General features: G+C 71.2%; 18 protein-coding genes. 5 read left to right on the top strand and 13 right to left on the bottom strand.

The features are described from left to right. Positions 1-37: 37 nt before the first annotated feature. The 5 genes from QQZ13_RS03745 to QQZ13_RS03765 form a co-directional block, all read right to left on the bottom strand. A complete protein-coding gene (locus QQZ13_RS03745; RefSeq protein ID WP_284527765.1) occupies positions 38-973 on the bottom strand; it encodes a carbohydrate ABC transporter permease in 936 nt (311 codons plus the stop codon). After that, positions 967-1881, bottom strand: a complete 915-nt coding sequence (locus tag QQZ13_RS03750; RefSeq protein WP_284527766.1) for a carbohydrate ABC transporter permease — start codon at positions 1879-1881, stop codon at positions 967-969. The genes QQZ13_RS03745 and QQZ13_RS03750 overlap by 7 nt, the downstream gene beginning before the upstream one ends. Before the next feature lie 60 nt (positions 1882-1941). After that, a complete protein-coding gene (locus tag QQZ13_RS03755; protein ID WP_284527767.1) occupies positions 1942-3270 on the bottom strand; it encodes an ABC transporter substrate-binding protein in 1329 nt (442 codons plus the stop codon). 181 nt (positions 3271-3451) lie between these two features. After that, positions 3452-3988, bottom strand: a complete 537-nt coding sequence (locus tag QQZ13_RS03760) for a CPBP family intramembrane glutamic endopeptidase (protein WP_284527768.1) — start codon at positions 3986-3988, stop codon at positions 3452-3454. A gap of 87 nt (positions 3989-4075) precedes the next feature. Then, entirely contained in the window at positions 4076-4282 is a 207-nt protein-coding gene (locus QQZ13_RS03765; protein WP_284527769.1) for a hypothetical protein, read from the bottom strand. Positions 4283-4377: 95 nt separating this feature from the next. On the opposite strand from QQZ13_RS03765, the gene QQZ13_RS03770 reads away from it, so the two are divergent. Beyond that, positions 4378-5271 (top strand): endo alpha-1,4 polygalactosaminidase, encoded by an 894-nt coding sequence (locus QQZ13_RS03770; protein ID WP_284527770.1) that lies wholly within the window; start codon positions 4378-4380, stop codon positions 5269-5271. A gap of 125 nt (positions 5272-5396) precedes the next feature. Here the strand turns inward: QQZ13_RS03770 and QQZ13_RS03775 are convergent, their stop codons facing one another. Further along, complete coding sequence (locus QQZ13_RS03775; protein WP_284527771.1) at positions 5397-5954, bottom strand: hypothetical protein; 558 nt, start codon at positions 5952-5954, stop codon at positions 5397-5399. Between the two features lie 267 nt (positions 5955-6221). Between QQZ13_RS03775 and QQZ13_RS03780 the strand changes: the two genes are divergently transcribed. After that, positions 6222-6503: an iron-sulfur cluster assembly accessory protein gene (locus QQZ13_RS03780; RefSeq protein ID WP_284527772.1), complete on the top strand. Its 282-nt coding sequence runs from the start codon at positions 6222-6224 to the stop codon at positions 6501-6503. 262 nt (positions 6504-6765) lie between these two features. Here QQZ13_RS03780 and QQZ13_RS03785 read toward each other — a convergent pair whose 3' ends face one another. From QQZ13_RS03785 to QQZ13_RS03810, 6 genes are all read right to left on the bottom strand, one after another. Continuing rightward, positions 6766-10242 (bottom strand): error-prone DNA polymerase, encoded by a 3477-nt coding sequence (locus QQZ13_RS03785; RefSeq protein WP_284527773.1) that lies wholly within the window; start codon positions 10240-10242, stop codon positions 6766-6768. Continuing rightward, a complete protein-coding gene (locus QQZ13_RS03790; protein WP_284527774.1) occupies positions 10242-11810 on the bottom strand; it encodes a DNA polymerase Y family protein in 1569 nt (522 codons plus the stop codon). Before QQZ13_RS03790 ends, QQZ13_RS03785 begins: the two co-directional genes overlap by 1 nt. Beyond that, the gene (locus QQZ13_RS03795; protein ID WP_342395259.1) at positions 11810-12493 is read right to left on the bottom strand and encodes a hypothetical protein; all 684 of its coding nucleotides are present in this window, start codon (positions 12491-12493) and stop codon (positions 11810-11812) included. The genes QQZ13_RS03790 and QQZ13_RS03795 overlap by 1 nt, the downstream gene beginning before the upstream one ends. A gap of 100 nt (positions 12494-12593) precedes the next feature. Beyond that, entirely contained in the window at positions 12594-13091 is a 498-nt protein-coding gene (locus QQZ13_RS03800) for an HNH endonuclease (protein WP_284527776.1), read from the bottom strand. Positions 13092-13430: 339 nt separating this feature from the next. After that, on the bottom strand, positions 13431-14321 hold the full coding sequence (locus tag QQZ13_RS03805) for a M23 family metallopeptidase (RefSeq protein WP_284527777.1): 891 nt from the start codon (positions 14319-14321) through the stop codon (positions 13431-13433). A 236-nt stretch (positions 14322-14557) separates the two neighbouring features. After that, positions 14558-15265, bottom strand: coding sequence for a metal-dependent transcriptional regulator (locus QQZ13_RS03810; protein ID WP_284527778.1), 708 nt, complete (start codon positions 15263-15265; stop codon positions 14558-14560). Between the two features lie 100 nt (positions 15266-15365). Between QQZ13_RS03810 and serC the strand changes: the two genes are divergently transcribed. Both serC and QQZ13_RS03820 read left to right on the top strand, forming a co-directional pair. Next, positions 15366-16484 (top strand): phosphoserine transaminase, encoded by a 1119-nt coding sequence (gene serC, locus QQZ13_RS03815; protein WP_284527779.1) that lies wholly within the window; start codon positions 15366-15368, stop codon positions 16482-16484. 180 nt (positions 16485-16664) lie between these two features. Next, positions 16665-17993 carry an HNH endonuclease signature motif containing protein gene (locus QQZ13_RS03820; RefSeq protein ID WP_284527780.1) on the top strand — a complete coding sequence of 443 codons (1329 nt, stop codon included), beginning with the start codon at positions 16665-16667 and terminating at the stop codon, positions 17991-17993. Positions 17994-18086: 93 nt separating this feature from the next. Here the strand turns inward: QQZ13_RS03820 and QQZ13_RS03825 are convergent, their stop codons facing one another. Further along, complete coding sequence (locus QQZ13_RS03825; RefSeq protein WP_284527781.1) at positions 18087-18722, bottom strand: TetR/AcrR family transcriptional regulator; 636 nt, start codon at positions 18720-18722, stop codon at positions 18087-18089. A 182-nt stretch (positions 18723-18904) separates the two neighbouring features. Here QQZ13_RS03825 and QQZ13_RS03830 point away from each other — a divergent pair, with 182 nt between their 5' ends. Continuing rightward, the gene (locus QQZ13_RS03830) at positions 18905-20563 is read left to right on the top strand and encodes an ABC transporter substrate-binding protein (protein ID WP_284527782.1); all 1659 of its coding nucleotides are present in this window, start codon (positions 18905-18907) and stop codon (positions 20561-20563) included. Positions 20564-20629: the final 66 nt, after the last annotated feature.

Raw genomic sequence — 20629 nt, forward strand, 5'->3', positions numbered from 1 at the left:
TTGCCACGGACAGCACGACACAGGGCGGCCGGTCGGGTCAGCCCTTCGTCGCTCCGGCGGTCAGGTCGGCACGCCAGAACCGCTGCAGCCCCGTCATCAGGGCGACCAGCAGCAGCGCCGACACGGCGGAGCCGGTGACCACCAGCGAGTAGAACATCGGGTCGCGCTGGGTCTGCCCGTTCCACAGCGTGAGGCCGAGGGTCACCGGGAAGGTCGAGGTGTCGTTGAGCATCACGAGCGGCAGCAGGTAGTTGTTCCAGATGGTGACGAACTGGAAGAGGAAGATCGTCACGAGCGCGGGCATCATCATGCGGCTGGCCATCGACGCGAAGATCCGCAGGTCGCCGGCGCCGTCGAGCCGGGCCGCCTCGATCACCTCGTCGGGCACGCTCGCATTGGCATGAATGCGGGCGAGGTACACGCCGAACGGGCTCACCATGCTCGGCAGCAGCACGGCCCAGTAGGTGCCCGTGAGTCCGACGGTGTTCAGCAGGAAGTAGAGCGGCAGGGCGATGACGGTCGCCGGCACGAGGACCCCGCCGAGGATGACGGAGAACAGCAGCTCCCGCCCCCGGAACGGGAACTTCGCGATCGCGTAGCCGCACGCGGCGGAGATCACCATGGCGACGAAGGCCCCGACGCCGGAGTACAGCACGCTGTTGAGCACCCACCGGGTGAACGAGCCGCCGTCCTGGGTGAAAAGGGCGACCAGGTTCTCCCACGCCCGCGGGGTGTCGGAGGACCACAGGCCGAACGTGCCGAACAGGTCGGCCGGCGACTTGGTGGCGGCGATCAGCACCCACACGAGCGGCAGCAGGAAGTACACCGCCGCGACCAGCAGGGCGACGTTGATCGCGACGGAGCTCACCGTCCCGGCGGCATGCGGGGCGGGACGCCGTCGCCTTCCCGACGCCGAGGGCACGGTGAGGGCACGGGTGGCGCCCGTGGGGGCACCGGCGTCGACGGTCACCATGCGCGGCTCCCCTTCCGGTTGACGAGGCGGAGGAACCCGAACGAGAACGCGAAGCCGAGCAGGGCGACGATCACGGCCATCGCGGCGGCGAGGTTGGGGTTCCCCTGCGCGAACGCCTGGTTGTAGGCGGCGAGGTTCGGCGTGTAGGTCGAGCTGATCGCCGTCGTGAGCGGTCGCAGCACGAGCGGCTCGACGAACAGCTGCAGGGTGCCGATGATCGTGAAGACGGTCACGAGGATGATCGAGGGTCGCACGAGCGGCAGCTTGATGTGCCAGATGGTGGCCCAGCCCGAGGCGCCGTCGACGCGGGCGGCCTCGTACAGCTCGGACGGGATGGCGTTCAGCGCCGCCATGAGGATCACCATGTTGTATCCGGCAAATCCCCACAGCGCGATGTTCGCGATGGAGAAGAGCACGTTGCCGCTCGAGAGCGGATCGAATGCGATGCCCGCCGCACTCAGCAGCTGGAGCACCGGGCTCGTGGCGGGGACGTAGAGGAATCCCCACAGCAGCGTCGCGACGACGCCGGGAACGCCGTACGGCGAGAAGAAGACGACCCGGAAGAAGCGGGGGGCGAGAGCGCGCCCGGAGTCCAGGAGGAGCGCCAGCCCGAGGGCGGTCAGCACCATCAGCGGCACGAGGATCGCCGAGAAGCTCACGAGCCTGCCGAGGCTCTCGACGAAGGACGGGTCCGAGAGGGCGCGCACGTAGTTGTCGATGAAGACGAACGTGGTCTCGGGGGCGCCGTAGCCGAGGCCGGAGCTGCGCGTGGTGAACATGCTCTGCACGAGCGCGTACACGATCGGCGCCACGAAGAAGGCGACGAACATGATCGCGAACGGCAGGATGAGCACCCACACCGCGCCGGGGAGCCGGCGGCGGGGGCGGGTGGCGAGGGCGGAGCTCACGGATCTTCTCCCGGGTGGCGAGGGGGTGGGCCGGCGCGGGCGGGCCCACCCCCTCGGGTGTCAGTCGGCGACGGAGATGCCGCGCTCGGTGAGGGCGGCGACCATGTCGGCCTGGGTCTCGGCGTACGCGTCGACGAGCGGGGTTCCGCCGTCGACGGCGGCCTTGACGTTGTCGGTCAGGCTGGCGAACAGCGTCGAGGACAGCGGCGGCCAGGCCCACGAGGTGTCGACGGCCTTGTCCGACTCCGCGAAGACATCCCAGATGTCCTGTCCGCCGTAGAACTCGAACACCTCGGGGGCGTCCTGCAGCGACGCGATCGCGGCGGTGTCCACGATCGAGGGCCAGCCGGCGCCGATCTCGGTCAGGATGCTGACGCTGTCGGTGTTGGAGTTGAGCCACACGGCGAACTCGGCCGCGGCCTCGGGGTTCTTCGAGCCCTTCAGCACCGCGTTGGCCGAGCCTCCCGCCCACGTGGCCGACACGTTCTCGCCCGCGTTCCACTGCGGCAGCGCGCCGACGGCCCAGGAGCCGCTCGTCTCGGGAGCCGTGCCGCGGAGGATGGCATCGGCCCACGAGCCCGAGATCCACGACAGGATGTTGCCGTTCTGCAGGTCGGCGTTCCACTCGCTGGAGAAGTCGGCCTCGACCTTGACGAGGTCCTCGTCGATGAGCTTCTGCCAGAACTCGGCGACCTTCGCGGTCTCGTCGCCGTCGATCGACACCGACCAGGCGTCGTCCTCGGCGACGAACCAGTTGGCGCCGCCCTGCTGGGCCAGGCCGATCATCCAGGGCGCCTGGTTGAAGGCGAACGCGGTGATGTAGCGGTCCGGGTCCGACGCGCGGACGACCTTGGCGGCCTCGTAGAACTCGTCCCAGGTCTCGGGGTACTCGATGCCGAGCTCCTCGAAGATGTCGGCACGGTAGAACTGGCCGAGCGGACCGGACGCCTGCGGGATGGAGTAGACCTTGTCGCCGAACACCCCGGTCTGCCACTGCCAGGGGACGAAGAGGTCCTCGGAGTCGGCGACGTAGGGGGTGATGTCTTCGAGGGCGTCGTTGATGAGGAAGTCGGGGATCGCGTCATAGCCGAGCTGCACGACGTCCGCGGGGTTCCCGGCCTGGACCGCCGACAGCATCGTCGCGTAGCCGCCGTCGGGTCCGGCGGTGATCGTCTCGAGCGTGACGTGGATGTCGTCGTGCGCGTCGTTGAAGGCGTCGACGGCGCGGTCGATGTTGGGCACCCACGACTGGAAGGTGATCTCGACCGGCTCGCCGTCCGAGGGCTCCTCGGGCGAGGTGCCGGCGGCGCAGCCGGCGAGCGCGATGGCAGCCACGGCGCCGATCGCGAGGGCCGCCACTCGGGTGCGGCGGCGTGCGGAAATGGACATACATGCTCCCTTGCAATGCAGGCGATCAGGCCTCGTCTGGATGGTGCGGACTGACACTATGCGGGCACGGCATGCCGGGAACATAGTCGAACAACGGGATCACCTGGACGATTCTACGGATCCGGCATTGACCCGGCCGGCGCGCCTTGCGGCGGTCGCCGCTGCCCCTCGGCCCCCGTCGCTACGGCGTGCGGCGCCGACCGCGCCGCCAGAGCAGCACGCCGGCCGCACCACCCTGGACCATCACGATCGCGCTGATGGTCGCGGCGATGGCACCGGCGGACTGGTCGGCCGCGGTCAGCAGGTCGAACCCGGCGTGCCACACCAGGACGGGCACGATGCTGCCGCCGGCTCGAAGGGTCATCCACGACAGCAGGAGCGAGCCGCACAGCAGCGCGATCGCCCAGCCGATCGCGCCCGCGCCCATGGCCGTGTAGGTCGGGTTGAACAGGAACGCCGGCGCGTGCCACGCGATCCACACCGCACCGACGAGAAGCGCCGCCCGGAGCGGGGACAGCCGCTCGGAGAGCGCGGGGAACAGCCAGCCTCGCCAACCCGCCTCTTCGCCGACCCCGAACGTCAGAAGCCACACCAGCGCGACGAGAGGCCACGCCAGCCCGGGGAGCTTCGAGGTCACGCCGAACGCCGCCGGGTCCGGCCACGTGCCGGTCGTGATCACCTGGGCGGCCCATCCGGCCGCGAGGTACAGCGCGAGCATGGCCGCGGCCTCGAGAAGGCGAGGGCCGACGCCGCGCACCGCGAACGTGCGACGCCCCCAGGCCGACAGACCCGGCCCGCCGCCCGATCAGGCCGAGGCCGCGAGGGCGCCGCACAGCGGTCCCGCCGAGGCGGCGAAGAACGTCCACGGCATCCGGTCGAGTCCGGTGGACATCGCCTGCGCCGCCAGCGGCAGCCACAGCGCCCAGGTCACGCCGAACGCGATCACCAGGAAGACCGCGATGCCGCCGCGCCGCACGCGCGGCGAGCGCGACGAGGCCGGCGAGACGCTCATGGGGCGAAGTCAACTCCTCCTCGCGCAGCGGGGTCCGCGGCACGGACCGGGAGAAAGCACCGAGCCCTCCGGGGCCGCGGGTTAGGCTCGCGATGATGAGCCGACACGTCCACACCTCCGTCGTGAGCCGCGGCATCCGCGCACTCGTCGCGGTCGCGGCGGCGCTCGCGCTGGCCGGGTGCGCGATGGGTCCGGCCCCGCGGGCGACGCCGGACGGGACGCCGGCCGGGACGCCGGAGGGGGCCCCGGCTCCCTCCTCCTCCGCCGTGCTCATCGCGTCGCCGCCGGTCGCCGGCGCCCCCGACTATCAGCTGGGCGGTGCGTACGAGCCGGCCACCGAGGTCCAGATCGTCGCGCGCGACCGCACCGACCCGCCCGTCGAGCGGCTGTACTCGATCTGCTACGTCAACGCGTTCCAGACGCAGCCGGGCGAGGCGGCAGACTGGCCGGCCGACCTGCTCCTGCGCGACGCCGCGGGCGAGTTCGTGATCGATCCCGACTGGCCCGACGAGGTGATCGTCGACACCCGCGACGCCGAGGCCGTGGCCGCCGTGGTGTCCCCGTGGATCGAGGGGTGCGCGCGCGACGGCTTCGACGCGGTGGAGTTCGACAACCTGGACACCTACACGCGCACCGACGGCGCGCTTTCGCGCGAGGACAACCTCGCCGTCGCCGGACTCCTCGTCCGGGCGGCTCACCGCGCGGGGCTCGCCGCGGGTCAGAAGAACGCGGCCGAGGATGCCGCCCTGCTGCGCTCCGAGGCGGCCTTCGACTTCGCGATCACGGAGGAGTGCGCCGCCTACGACGAGTGCTCCGCCTACACCGACGTGTACGGCGACGCGGTCATCGGCATCGAGTACACCGACAATCTGCCGGCGCCCTTCGCGGAGGTCTGCGCGAGCCCGGAGCGTCCGGCGTCCCTCGTCCTGCGCGATCGCGACCTGACGGTACCCGGCGACCCCGCCTACGTCTTCGAGCTCTGCCGCTGAGCCGCTCGGCGACGCGGCACGACGACGACGTCCCCGACGGCCGGGTGGCCGCGGGGACGTCGTCGGGGGTGCTGGAGCGGGATCTGCAGGGGGTCAGACGCTCAGGGGATCAGCGACCCGGGCTCTCACCACAGCCAGGTCTTGTCGCCGACGAGCGCACGCCAGGGGCGGGCGAGGCTCAGGCGCTGGGTCGGCACCGCGAAGAACGCGATCGCCATGACGCCCATGTCGATGATGTGGCTGTCGATGAGGGGGTTGGTCGCACCGGTCAGTGTCAGGGGGAACTCGGCCAGGTACATGAGGAAGAGCATCGCGACGCCGGCGATGGCACCGATGCGCACGCCGATCCCGGTGAGGAGCGTGACGCCGACCCCGAGCAGACCGAGCATGAACAGCCAGTCCACCAGCGGCACGCCGGCCAGCGCCGTGAACAGGCCCGCGAGCGGGCTCTCCGCGGTCGCGTTGCTGAGGAACCCGGTGGTCGGGCTGCCGCCGTTGATCCACGCGCGCTCGGCGGGAGTGGCGAAGCCGAGGCCGAACACCTTGTCGAGGAAGGCCCAGAGGAAGTAGAAGCCCATCAGCATCCGCGTGACCGCGATGGCGATCGGCAGTGCGCGGGTCGTGGGGACCGGGGTTTCGGTGGCACCGCCGTGCGGGACGGGGGTGGCGGTGGGGACGGCCATGATCGGGACCTTTCGTGTTCTCCTGCTCCGGTGGCTCCGGGGCGATGACCTCAGTTTCCGCCCGTCTGGGAGGACCCTGGGAAAAGTCGGTGCGCGGCCGACATGTGGTCTGACCACAATCCCTTTTGCACGGTCGATCATCTACAAGCGGCACCGAAAACCTCCGGATCCGGTGTGAGTCGGGCCGCATGGTGTGTCAGCGTTTGCGATCCGCCGCGATTCTCGGCATCGTGGCCGGTCCGCAGCAATCCACGGAAGGAGAGCACCATGCTCACACTCACCGAGAACGCCACCATTGCCGTGAAGTCCCTCACGGAGCAGATCCCCACCACGACCGGAGGCCTCCGCATCAGCGAGGCCGTGGCCCCGGACCAGGGCTACGCCTTGAATCTGGCCAGCGCCCCCGAGTCCGACGACACCGTCGTCGAGAACGACGGCGCGCGGGTGTTCGTGGACCCGGTCGCCACCGTCGCCCTCGACAACCGGGTGCTCGACGCCCGCGTCAGCGAGGACGGCGCGGTCGGTTTCGCGCTCGCCGAGCAGCGCTGAGCGCGCACAACTCGCACGACTTCCGGTGGCCCTCGATCCTCATGGATCGGGGGCCATCGTGTGTGTGCTGCGAGGGCACTCCGTCGTCGCGGCCGCTCGCCGGCTCCCCTCCCGCCGGCGAGCTGCCGGGCCCTCGCCTCGGGAAGAGTGGCGCGAGTCGAGCGACGCCGATGCGCGCGAGGTCGACCTCGTGGCGGGACAGGAGATAAGCCTCTCGCCCAGCGCCTCATGGCCGTCCCGACGGCGACCGCGCGGATCGGCATCAGCGGAAGTCGCGCGAGCGGTGCTGCACGCCGACTTTGAGATCTTCGAACGCATCGGCGAGGAGGTTCGTCACACCCTCCGGCGAGCGCTCCAGCATGCCGCGGGCGATGAGCGCCGGAGAGTCCCGGAGCACGCGCCGGTACTTGTTCCAGACGCCCAGCGAGCAGATGACGTTGACGAGGCCGTGCTCGTCCTCGAGGTTCACGAAGGTGATCCCGGATGCCGTCGCCGGCCGCTGCCGGTGGGTCACGAGCCCGGCGACCTCGATCCGCCGCCCGGTCTCGTGATCGCGGAGCTCGCGCGAGGTGAGCACCCCGCGCGCATCGAGCTGCGCTCGGTAGTGGGTGAGCGGATGGTCGTCGGTCGAGATGCCCGTGGCCCACAGATCGGCGGCGAGGATGTCGTAGCTGGTCTGGTCGGGGAACAGCGGCGGCTGCACCGAGATGAGCGTGCCCTCGAGGAACTCGGGGCGGTTCTGAGCGGCGTCCCCCGCCAGCCAGATGCCCTCGCGCCGCGACACCCCGAGGCTCTCGAACGCCCCGGCTGTCGCGAGGGCTTCGAGGTGGGCCTCGGTGGCGCCGGTGCGACGGACGAGGTCGCGGAGGTCGCGGAACGGGCCGCCGCGATCGCGCTCCGCCACGATGCGGTCTGCCAGCGGCTTCCCGATGCCCGTCACCGCGGCCAGACCGAGCCGCACGGCGAAGGCGCCGTCGCGGCGGTGGGCGGCGTCCGCCACGGACGCGGTGGGGTCGAAGTCGGGCACCGGCGGCTGGATCCGGTCGGTGCACGACGCGAGCCCGGTGGGTGGAGCCGGTGCGGGATGCTCCTCGGCGGTCCGGCGGACCGGGGGCGGGGCCTCCACCGGCTCGAGGACGGCTTCGGTCTCCGAGGCGTGGATGTCGGGGCGGCGGACGGTCACCCCGTGCCGCCGGGCGTCGGCGGTGAGTGAGGCGGGCGAGTAGAAGCCCATCGGCTGCGCGCGCAGCAGGGCCGCCAGGAACGCGGCCGGATAGTGCAGCTTCAGCCAGGACGACGCGTAGACGAGCAGGCCGAACGACAGTGAGTGGCTCTCGGCGAAGCCGAAGTTCGCGAACGCCTGGATCTTCGCGTACAGATCGTCGGCGACCTGGCCGACCAGGCCGTGCCGGGCCATGCCCTCGTAGAGCTTGCGCTTGAGCGACTCGATCCGCTCGATCCCGCGCTTGGAGCCCATCGCGCGGCGAAGGAGGTCGGCATCCTCCCCCGACAGGTCGCCCACGGCCATGCCCATCTGCATGAGCTGCTCCTGGAACACCGGGATGCCGAGGGTGCGCTCGAGCACGGGCTCGAGCTTCGGGTGCACGTAGGTGACCTTCTCGTGTCCGAGCTTGCGGCGCACGTACGGGTGCACGGCGCCGCCCTGGATGGGCCCGGGCCGGATGAGGGCGATCTCGATCACGAGGTCGTAGAAGCGCCGCGGCTGCAGCCGCGGAAGGAGCCCCATCTGCGCGCGCGATTCGACCTGGAAGACCCCGATCGAATCGGCCCGGCAGAGCATGTCGTAGACGGCGGCCTCCTCCTTCGGGATCGTCGCCAGCTCCCACCGCTCCCCCGTCGCTTCGTCGATGAGATCGAAGCCGTACTGCAGCGCCGCCAGCATCCCGAGGCCCAGCAGGTCGAACTTCACGAGCCCCATCCAGGCCGCGTCGTCCTTGTCCCACTGGATGACGGTGCGGTTCTCCATGCGCGCGTGCTCGATGGGGACGACCTCGCCGACGGGCCGGTCGGTGAGCACCATGCCGCCGGAGTGGATGCCGAGGTGCCGCGGCGCCTTCAGCAGCTCGCCCGCATAGGCGAGCACCCGATCGGGGATGTCGTGGTCGGCGGTCTCGAACTGACCGTCCCACCGCTCGATCTGCTTCGACCAGGCGTCCTGCTGGCCCGGCGAGTGGCCGAGCGCGCGCGCCATGTCGCGGACCGCGTTCTTGGGCCGGTACTGGATGACGTTCGCGACCTGCGCGGCGCGGTCGCGGCCGTAGGTGGCGTACACCCACTGGATGATCTCCTCGCGCCGATCGGAGTCGAAGTCGACGTCGATGTCGGGCTCCTCGTCGCGCAGCGCCGAGAGGAACCGCTCGAACGGGAGCCGGTAGAAGATCGAGTCGATCGCCGTGATCCCGAGCAGATAGCAGACGGCGCTGTTGGCGGCCGACCCGCGGCCCTGGCAGAGGATGCCGCGGCGGCGCGCCTCCTGGACGATGCCGTGGACGATGAGGAAGTACCCCGGGAAGTCCTTCTGCTCGATGACGCCGAGCTCCTTCTCGATGCGTGCCCGCCCGTCGTCGTCGAGGTCGGGATAGAAGCGCGGCACCGCGTCCCACACGAGGTGGCGCAGCCAGCTCATGGGGGTGTGCCCCTCGGGCACCGGCAGCTTCGGCAGCGCGGGCTTGGCCCGCCGGAGCGGGAAGGCGAGCTCGTCGGCGAGGGCGACCGTGCGGCTGACGGCGCCGGGGTACCGCCGGAACCGGCGCTGCATCTCGGCCCCCGACCGCAGGTGCGCGCCGGCGTGGGAGGGCAGCCACCCGTCGAGCTCGTCGAGGCCGCGCCCGGCGCGCACCGCGGCGACGGCCGCTGCGAGGGGCATGCGCTCGGGCACGGCGTAGTGGACGTTGTTGGTCGCCAGCAGCGGCAGGCCGCGGTCCCGGGCGAGGGCCGCGAGCGCGTCGTTGTCGCGGGTGTCGGTGGGGTTGCCGTGGTCGATGAGCTCGACCTCGACCGCGTCGGGCCCGAACAGCGCGACCAGCCGGTCGAGCTCGTCGCCCGCGGCCCCCGGTCCCCCGTCGGCGAGGGCCCGGCGGACGGCGCCCTTGCGGCATCCCGTGAGGATCGACCAGTGTCCCCTGCCGCGCTCGGCCAGGTCGGCGAGGTCGTAGTGGGGACGCCCCTTCTCCGCACCGGCCAGCTGGGCGTGCGTGATGGCGGCCGCCAGCCGGTGGTAGCCCTCCTCTCCCCGGGCCAGGACCAGCAGGTGCGTGCCCTCGGGATCGGGAAGGCCGGTGCGCGGCGACGCGGGCGCGGAACGCGGCGCCGATGCGGGCGGCACCCCGAGCAGCCCCGCTCCCGGCGGGCCCGCCGTCTCGCCGAGCGACAGCTCCGCGCCGAAGACGGTCTTCACCTGCAGGTGCTCGGCCGCCTCGGCGAAGCGCACGATGCCGTAGAAGCCGTCGTGGTCGCTGATCGCGAGGGCGTGCAGACCGAGCCGCTCGGCCTCTTCGGCGAGCTCGGCAGGCGAGGAGGCGCCGTCGAGGAACGAGAACGACGAGTGCGCGTGCAGCTCGGCGTACGGCACGGGATCGTCGGGACGCACGATGGGAGTCGGCTCGTACGGCCCGCGCTTGCGCGAGAACGCGGGACCGTCGCCGCCGTCGGGCTCGGGACGCCCGCTCAGCACCCGCTCCATCTCCGACCAGGTGACCGACGGGTTGTTGAAGCCCATCAGTCGTACCGCCCCTCGGCATGCCAGACCCCCGCCTCGCACACCAGCAGCCACGCCGTCTGGTGCACGTCGACCACCTGGAAGCGGTGCGCGTGGCGTGCTCTCACGGCATCCCACGCCCGCTCCACGACCGGCCAGGGCCCTGCCCACGTCTGCACCGGCCGCGTCGTCCCCGCTGCCACCAGGGCCGCCGGCGCCGCCGTCGGCTCGCCCCGCGCATCGACGGCCACCATGTCGCCGTCGCCGTCGACCACCGCCACCGGCACCGGCTCGGCGAAGACCGTGGACGGCAGCGGATCGGGGATGCTCCCCGGCCACGGCCGTGCACGGTCGGCGGGCACCACGCGGTCGCCCCACGGCACGAGCACCTGCCGCTCCTGCAGCCACCTGCCGCCTCCGACGACCGGTGTGACCACCCCTCGATGGCCCAGCATGGCCTGCACGCGCGAGAGGGCGTGATGCACCTTCTCGTCGGGCCCGCCGCCGAAGAGGGCCCGCGCGTGGTGGGCTGCGGCATCCACCCGCTCCGGTTCGAGCCGCACATGGGCGACGGCGCTGCGCAGGGTCTGCTCGGCCAGCTGCCAGCGCACCCGGTCGACGACCCCCGACGCGTCGAACGCTCCCGGATGCAGCCAGACCCGGGAGCTGCGCTCGCCCCTCTCCCCGGTGACCACGACCCGCAGCTCGGTGCAGACGAGGTCGACGGCGCCGAGTCCCGTGATGAACTCGTCGGCGGCGACGCGCACACCGAACGCGACCTGCTCGGCGAGCTCCAGCGGCGGTTCGAAGGCGACCTCCCGGTGCAGTTCGGGCGGCGGGGTGCGCGGCGTCACCGGACGGGAGTCCGCCCCTGCTGCGAGCGCGTGCAGCCGCGCCCCGCGGGCGCCGAACCGTTCGATCAGCCGTTCCACCGGGAGCGCGGCGACCTGCCCCAGGGTCTGCACCCCCAGCCGCGCGAACAGGTCGACGATGTCGTGCTCGAGCACCGTCACCGGCAGGGGCGCGAGAAAGGCCGCCGACTCCCCCGCCGGCACCAGACGGATCGGCTGGTCCGTGCGCGTGCCCGAACGAGCTGCCTGCTCGGCCGTGAAGGGGCCGTCGGCGACGCCCGCCCGCACGTCGTCGATGCCCGCGTCGCCCAGGATGCCGGTGAGCACCGTCGCCGCGGCCGCCTCGCCCCCGTAGTAGCGGGCCGGTCCTCTCGCCTTCAGTGCGCACAGCCCCGGCTGCAGCAGCTGGACCCCCGGTGCGACGTCCTCGAGCTGCGCGATCAGCGGGGCGAACACCCGCTGATCGCGCACCGGATCGGCGTCGGCCACCACGAGGTGCGGGCAGCGCGCCTGCGCGTCCCGCCGCCGCTGACCGCGCCGCACCCCCTCGGCCCGCGCGGCGGCGGAGCAGGCGACCACCATGCCCTTCGCGAAGATCGCGATCGTCAGGGCCGCATCGGGCGGGTCGGTGCCGTCGCGGGTGAGGGCGACGATCGGCCAGTCCGGGACCCACACGACGAGGCTGCGCACCGGCGCGCCGCCGGTCTCGGCGACGGCGGGCGCCCCCCGCGCCGGCATCAGCTCACCGCCCGCATCGGCGGCGCCTGCTCGCGCACGATCCTCTCGACGGGGGCGATGGTGCCGTCCGGCGCCGGCAGCATCATCCGATTGCTGCGGGGCACCGGGAAGCGCCGGCTCGACACGGTGACGGTGAGCTCCCGCCCCGACAGGATGCCGTATCCGTCGCCGAGGCCCGACCATTCGGGGCTGTCGACGTCGATCATCGCCTCGGTCTGCGGCCAGGGTCCCTGCACGAGGAGCACCGATCCGCGCTCGCGCATCCGCGCCGCGAGCCGGCCGATGTCGGCGTCCTTCGCCCGCGACGGCGGCCGCACGGCCACCACCGGCAGCACCTCGGCGATGGTCGCCGTCACCGCGAGCCACCGGGGCCCGGGATCGGGGATCAGTACGAGGCGCGACAGATCGACACCGATGCGCTCGGCCGCCTCGACGCCGAAACCGGGCACACCCACGACCCCGCACCACGACCCCGCCTGAGAGGGCTGCGCCAGGAGCGCGAACAGCAGCGACATCGACCGCCCGAGCGAGTACGCCGCTCCCGGACGGAGTCCCCGCCCCGGGAGGAGCTCGCCGATCGCAGGGTGGACGGGCAGCACCGGGGCATCGAGACGACGGCCCTGCACCCGCTCGAGCTGGGCGCGCAGCCGCTGCACCTCCTGCACCGCAGCCGCATCCCGCACGATCGTCCTCACCTCGACAGGCTAGAACATTTGTTCTAGCTCCTCAATCCGTCGAGATCGAAGATACGGACGACCACCGACATCCCGTCGGCGGCGCTGGTCAGGCGGCGAGCGCCAGATACGGCTCCCAGACCGGGTCGGTGCGCTCGGTGCCGCGGACCGTCCACTGCGCCCCCCGAGGCGGCTGCGGGATCCACTTGAGCTCCCAGCCCATCTCCTGCGGGGTGCGGTCGCCCTTCATGTTGTTGCACCGCAGGCAGCAGGCCACGAGGTTCTCCCACGAGTCCGCGCCTCCGCGTGACCGCGGCAGCACGTGGTCGATCGTCGTGGCGCCCTTGCTGCAGTACGCGCAGCGGTGGGCATCCCGGCGCAGGACCCCCCGTCTGGTCACCGGCACGCGGCGCCCTCCGGGCACCCGGACGTAGCGGGTCAGCAGGATCACGGCCGGGCGGTCGTACGCGCCTCTCGCTCCCCAGACCGGATCGTTGTCGACGTGCTCGACGACGGTGGCCTTGTCGTTCATCACGAGCACGAGGGCTCGCTTGAACGAGACGACGGCCAGGGGTTCGTATCCTGCGTTCAGCACCAGAGTGCGCATTCGGTGTCCTCTCGAACTGCCGTGACGGCTTCAGCGGTTGTTCGGTTGCGACGCCGCCCGGGCGAAGAGGGTGCGAGCACGAAAAAAGGCGCTGTCGAAAGACAGCGCCTTTGATCCACGACCGAGGTCGCGGCAGTCGTGCACACGATGCCGAAGGACATAGCGACCGGAGTCATACCGGTCTGTGGCATTCATGGATCGAATGCGGGGTACTACGTCCATCTGCTCCCCCTGGGCTCGTGCGAGCGTCGGGATCAGGCTAATACACCGCGCGCAGGGCGAGGCGCAACGTGATGCGATCGTCGCCGCGTGTCGGAGGTGCGTCGAGGACGCGGGGGATCAGCTGGCGTTGGCCTGCAGCCACGACTCGGCGTTGACGTAGCCGCCGTTGAGCCGGATCTCGAGGTGCAGATGCGTGCCGAAGGCACGACCCGTGTCGCTGACCTGCCCGATGAGCTGACCCGCCGAGACGGTCTGGCCGACCGAGACGCGACGGCTGCCGTAGAGCATGTGGGCGTAGAGCGAGGTGACGCTCTTGCCGCCGATGTTGTGCGCGATCTTGACGTACACGCCCCAGCCCGGGCCGCTCTCGCTCGAGGCGACGACGACGCCGTCGGCGATCGCGTAGATGGGAGCGCCCCGGCCGACCATGTAGTCGGTGCCCTTGTGGCCGGCGTACGGGGTGCCGAAGTTGTTGAACGAGGTGAGCGGGCGGACCACGTCGCCTGCTGCGGCGATCGTGGCGGGGACGGCCATGCTCACCGACGACGACGAGGAGTACGAGGAGGACTGCGCGGCCAGGCGCGCGGCCAGGGCGGCCTTGGCGGCCTCCTCCTGCTTCTTCTTCTCGATCTCCTCGGGCGTGGTGGCCGAGTAGCCGCCGCGCTTGAGGGCCGCGGGCGTAGCCTCGGAGGCGATGACGAGCGACTGGGCGTTCTCGGCGGCGACCTGCTGGATCGTGACGGCCTCGTCGGTCACACCGCGAGCGGCGGCGAAGGCGGGGATCGCGACGGTGGCGACCATTCCGGCCACGGCGGTGACGGTCAGGAAGCTGCGCACCGGGTGCGCGGTGCGGTGGCGCGCGCGACGGGTGGCCACGGCCGGGCTCTTCGCCGCGGTGCGGCGGGCGAGCATCCGGCGCGAACGACCGCTCCGCGCGGCGTCGATCGCCTGGGCAGGGGTCGTCTCGGAGTCGGGTGCTTCCTTCGACGAATCGAACTGTTCAGCCAAACTTTCCTCCCGGCCTCCGCTTACCCAGGCCGGGTGAGACGCGTCCGTCGGCAGTGTTCGTCGTACTGTGTCGGGCACAGATGTACGGGCTTCATCCACGCGAACGACGGACCGTAGAGGCTTTCCGCGTGGAGGTCCTGTGGCGGGCTTCTCGCCGTCGGACTCTTGCACGCTACCGGAAAGTAACGAATAAGTCACGCAAGGACCCTGTCTGTCAGGACCCTCCCCGGTGATGCTCAGGCTTGCGGGCGTGCCTCGACGAGGAAGATGTGCGACGCGACCTCGACCGGGAGCTCCAGTCCGTCGTCCTGTCCGTCCATCTGCACGAGCACGTATCCCTCGCTGAAACGGAACTGCCCGGAGGCGCCGGGCACGACCCCGGCGGCGCGCAGCTGGTCCAGCAGCTCCGGGTCGACCTGCACCGGCTCCGCGAGCCGGCGGACGGTGCCGGCGATGGGCCCGCCCTCGGTGTTCAGGGCGCGGACGAGGCCGACGACGCCGTCGTGGAAGGTGTGGGCGGGGACGTCGCCGAGCTGGTCGAGCCCCGGGATCGGGTTGCCGTACGGCGATTCGGTGGGGTGGCCGAGCAGCTCGATGAGGCGCCGCTCGACGAGCTCGCTCATGACGTGCTCCCACCGGCAGGCCTCTTCGTGGACGTAGGCCCAGTCCAGGCCGATCACGTCGCTGAGCAGCCGCTCCGCGAGACGGTGCTTGCGCATGACGTCGACGGCCTTCTGCCGGCCGGCGTCGGTCAGCTCCAGCGAGCGGTCCTCGGAGACGACCACGAGACCGTCGCGCTCCATGCGGCCGACCGTCTGGGAGACCGTCGGGCCCGAGTGACCGAGACGCTCCGAGATGCGGGCACGCAGAGGCGTGATGTCCTCCTCCTCGAGCTCGAGGATCGTGCGCAGGTACATCTCGGTGGTGTCGATCAGATCGGTCATGCAAGGCCTCGTCGCGCGGGTTCTGGGGTGGCCTTCCAGCCTATCCGTTTGTGACGGCCGGTGGCCGGGCGCCGGCAGCCGCCGACCATAGAATCGGTCCATGGCCCACGTCACGCTCCCCCGCGAGATCCTGCCCACCGACGGACGCTTCGGCTGCGGCCCGTCCAAGATCCGCGCGGAGCAGCTCGCCTCGCTCGCCGGCCCCGGGTCGGTGCTGATGGGGACCTCCCACCGGCAGTCGCCGGTGAAGAGCCTCGTCGGCCAGGTGCGGATGGGGCTGTCCGACCTCCTGCGCCTTCCCGACGGCTACGAGATCATCCTCGGCAACGGCGGCTCGACGGCCTTCTGGGACGCTGCGGCGTTCGGGCTCATCGAGTCGCGCGCCCAGAACCTCGTCTTCGGCGAGTTCGGCGGGAAGTTCGCCGGTTCCGCTTCGGCGCCCTGGCTGGAGGCCCCCGACGTGCGCAAGGCCGAGCCGGGGACGCGCGTCGCCGCCGAGGCCGTGCCGGGCGTGGACGTGTACGCGTGGCCGCACAACGAGACCTCGACCGGCGTCGCCGCCCCGGTGACCCGCGTCCGCGGCGACGAGGGCGCCCTCACCGTCATCGATGCCACGAGCGCCGCCGGCGGCATCAACTTCTCGGTGTCCGAGAGCGACGTCTACTACTTCGCACCGCAGAAGAACCTCGGCTCCGACGGCGGCCTGTGGTTCGCGGCGGTCTCGCCGGCCGCCATCGAGCGGATCGAGCGGGTCGCCGCCTCGGGCCGCTACATCCCCGAGTTCCTGAGCCTCAAGAACGCCCTCGACAACTCGCGGCTCAACCAGACGCTCAACACGCCGGCGGTCGCCACGCTGCACCTGCTCGACAAGCAGCTCGAGTGGATCAACGGCAACGGCGGCCTGGGCTGGGCCGCCGCCCGCACCGCCGAGTCGTCGGGTGCGCTCTACGCGTGGGCCGAGCAGGCGCCGTACGCGACGCCGTTCGTGGCCGACCCCGCCGACCGCTCGCCGGTGGTCGTCACCATCGACTTCGACGACACGGTGGATGCCGCGGCCGTCGCGGCGAGCCTGCGCGGCAACGGCGTGGTCGACACCGAGCCGTACCGCAAGCTCGGCCGCAATCAGCTGCGCATCGCGACGTTCGTGTCGATTGAGCCCGACGACGTGCGCCAGCTGATCAAGTGCATCGAGTACACGATCGACGGCCTCAGGGGCTGATCGCCGGCCGGGCCTGGCGGAGGTCCGCGCCCCGGGCTCTTGCGAGGGGGCGGCCTCACGGTCCCCGAACCCGCCGGGCCTCCTCCCCAGGCGGCTCCGCGGCGTGGTTATCCACAGGAAATGGCTCTGACCTGGCCTTCCCTTCCTCGGATGTCGGAAGCCCCGAGCAGGATCGGCCGTATGACAGGCATCAGCGCGAGCGATCCCGGCGTCGTCCCGCCCCGGGTCGACGCGCTGCTGGATGCGCTGGCGGACGCGGAGCGGACGATCGCCGCCGCACAGGCCCGCAAGATCCTGCTGCTCGCGGAAGCGGTCGAGATGGCGCGGGCGCAGGCAGAGGCGGATGGCGCGGCGTCGTCACGCGATGCAGACATCCCGATGAGGTCGATGGCCGCGCAGATCGGCGCCTCGCTGCGTCACCCCGACCGATCGGTGCAACGCGAGCTGTCCGACGCTTTCGAGATCGTGACCAGGTTCCCGGCGACGCTCACCGCTCTGGCCGACGGGTCCATCTCCCGCGCACATCTGGAGGTCGTCGTGGACGCCGGAACCCGGATCGACGACGATCAGGTCCGGCGGGAGTACGAGGATGCCGCGCTCGCGATCGCTCGCCGGGAGGCGCCCGGGCGATTGCGGCCCGCGGCGAAGCTCCTCGCGAGCAGGCTCCACCCGGTCCCGCTCAACGAGCGGCACGCGGTCGCTGCGAAAGGCCGCTCGGTGTGGGTGCGTGACCTCGACGACGGCATGGCGGAACTCATCGCGACGCTGCCGGCGGCGATCGCGCACGGGATCAAGAACCGGCTCGACCAGATCGCCCGCCAGGCCATCGATGCCCGCGGCACCGTCGAGGCATCGCCGCTCGACGAGCCCACCCCGATCGACAGCCGGTCGGCGGGCGAGGTCCGCACCGACGTCCTCACCGACCTGCTCCTCACCGGGCACGCCTCACCCGAGGTCACGAACGGCTCGCTCCCCGAGCGCGAGGCGATCGTCGCGCAGGTGCAAATCACGGTCCCCGTGCTCACGCTCCTGGGCGCCGGCACCGCACCCGCGGAGCTCGTCGGCCACTCCCCGATCGACACCGCCACCGCGCTCCGGCTCGCGGGGACGGCGACGGGATGGGACCGGGTCCTCACCCACCCGATCACCGGATCCGTCGTCGCGGTCGACCGGTACCGGCCGTCGGATCAGCTGAGACGGTTCCTGCGAGTCCGAGACGAGCACTGCCGCTTCCCCGGCTGCCGGATGCCCACCGCCCGCTGCGACGTCGACCACACCATCGCGAGGGCGCACGACGGACCCACCGAGCTCGGCAATCTCGCCCACCTGTGCCGACGCCATCACACGCTGAAGCACCACTCCGCGTGGCGGGTCCGGCAATCACCGGACGGCGTCCTCCACTGGACGAGCCCCACCGGCCGCGTCTATCCCGACCGGCCGGCGCGCACGCTGTTCTTCACGACCGGCGACCCTTCAACCGGCGATGTGACGGAGCGCGCGCCGTTCTGACGGTCAGCCGTCGGGCGACCCCTCGACAGGCTCGGGGACCGCCCCTCGACAGGCTCGGGGGCCGGGGAACGGCTCGGAGACCGCGACCGCGGGCTAGTCGGCGAGCGGCGACGGCCGCGGATCGAGCACCGCGGAGACGATCGCCTCGATCGCGAACTCCGAGGCCCGGGCGAGATCGACGTCGGTCGGATCGAGGAGCCACTGCACCTGCAGACCGTCCATGGCGGCGAGGATGCCGGCAGCGGCATATGCGATCGTGTCGGGCTCGGTGACGCCGCGCTGCGCGCAGATCAGACGGAAAGCGGCCGTCGCCTCGGCGCGCAGCGTCCGGTAGCGGCCCTCGAAATACTCCCGCCCCGGGTGACCGTCGGTGACGGACTCGGCCGAGAGCACCGCGTAGGCCTGCACGATGCCGGCACGGCGCGCGTTGAGGAACGCGGTGCGCACGAGGTGGCGGAAGAACTCGACCCCGTCGGGAATGTGCTGGCCCTCGATGTCGGCGACATCGGTCTGGTCGCGATGCTCCAGCACCTCCAGGAGGAGCTGATCCTTCGAGCCGAAGTGGTGGAGGATCCCGGCGTGGGTCATGCCCACCTGATCGGCGATGTCCTGCAGCGTGCCGCCCGCGAAGCCCTTCGCGCCGAAGATGTCGACGGCGGCGTCGAGGATGTCCCGACGGCGCGCGATCGTCTCGGGCCGCGATCGCGGCTGACGTCGTCCGTCGACCATGTGTCGCCCTTCCCTCCGATGCCGGATCAGAGTCTACGCAGGTCGATTCCGCAACGATCCCGCATCATGAGTTGCTTACTTACTTACTTGATTGTAAGTTAACTCCCGCAATCACACTCAGTGCCGAGTTGCTCGTTCGAGAGTCCACCCGGCGCCGGGGATCCACTCACGAAGGAGAAGCAATGAGGCTCAAGACCTCCCTCGCCGCCGTCGGCCTCGCCGCGGCCCTGGTGCTGACCGGCTGCGCCGGTGGCACGGGCGAAACCACCGATCCGGCAGGATCGGGTGCCGCCCTCACGATCGCCAAGCCCGACGGCGCGATCACCACCGAGTCCAACAACCCCTACCTCGGCGACTCGTCCGCCTCGAAGTACGGCTACGGCAAGGTCATCTTCGAGTCGCTCGCGCTCGTCAACCCGACCGGCGACCTCGGCACGACGCCGTGGCTGGCCGAGGAGGTCACCTGGAACGAGGACTTCACCCAGCTGACGGCGAAGGCCCGCAGCGGCGTGAAGTGGAGCGACGGCGAGGACTTCACCGCCGAGGACATCGCGTTCTCGTTCAACCAGGTGCTCGACGGCAAGCTCAACGACACCAACGCGCTCGATCTGAAGAGCGTGGCCGTCGACGGCGACACCGTCACGATCGACTTCAACAGCTCGAAGTTCACGCAGCAGGCACGCGTGCTGCACTTCCAGATCGTGCCCGAGCACATCTGGGCCGACATCGCCGACCCCAACACCGACCCGCTCACGGGCGAGGGCCAGGCCGTCGGCACGGGCCCGTACGTGCTCGACTCGTGGACCACCGAGTCGGTCACCCTCGCCGCGAACCCCGAGTACTGGGGCGGCGAGCTGGCGGTGCCCGAGCTGCACTACGTCTCCTACGGCGACAACGCCGCCCTCACCACCGCGCTGGCCACCGGCGAGGCGGACTGGGCGCAGGCGTTCATCCCGCAGATCCAGGACGCCTACCTGTCCGCCGACGACGCCAACCAGTTCCTCGTCTCGCCGACCGCCGGCGCCGGCACGCTCTTCCTGAACCTCCAGAAGAAGCCGTTCAACGACGTCGCCCTCCGCCAGGCGCTGGCGTGGACGATCGACCGCGAGGCCTACGTCGACATCGCCCGCGAAGGCGCGAGCTCGCCGGTCTGGAGCGTCACCGGCCTCGGTGAGGTGCTCGACAGCGAGATCCTGCCCGAGTACCAGGGCCAGGACTACTCGGTCGACGTCGAGAAGGCGAAGTCGATCCTCGAGGACGCCGGCTACACCTGGAAGGACGAGAAGCTCATCGACCCCGACGGCGAGGCCGTCTCGTTCTCGATCTCGGTCCCGGCCGGGTGGAGCGACTGGAACACCGAGCAGGCCCTCATCGCCGAAGAGCTCAAGGAAGGCCTCGGCATCGACGTGAAGGTCGACCAGCCGGACTGGGGCGGCTGGGACGCCGCCCGCCAGGAGGGCACGTTCGACGCGATCATCCACTGGCTCGAGGACACCGGCAACGCGTACGGCATGTACACCTCGACGATGGACCCCAAGTGGATCGTGGACGGCAAGGCCGCGTTCAACTTCGGCCGCTTCGACGACCCGGCCGTGACCGAGGCGCTCAACACGTACGCCAACGCGTCGTCCGACGAGGACCGTCAGGCCGCCCTCGCCGTCATGCAGAAGGCGTTCGTCGAGAACGTGCCGGCGATCCCGCTCGGCTCGCACCCGCTGCTGGGTGAGTTCAACACCCGCAACTACGTCGGATGGCCTTCGGAGGACGACCAGTACGCGTCGGCCGACCCGACCCAGCCCGCCGTCGTGCAGGTGCTGACGAAGCTGACCCCGGCCGAGTGAGCCCGCCCCCGGTGGAGCGGATGCGCACTCCGCGTCCGCTCCACCGGGGCGCGCACCCGAACGAAA

Origin of the sequence: Microbacterium sp. T2.11-28 (assembly GCF_950097975.1) — a bacterium.
Lineage (GTDB): Bacteria > Actinomycetota > Actinomycetes > Actinomycetales > Microbacteriaceae > Microbacterium.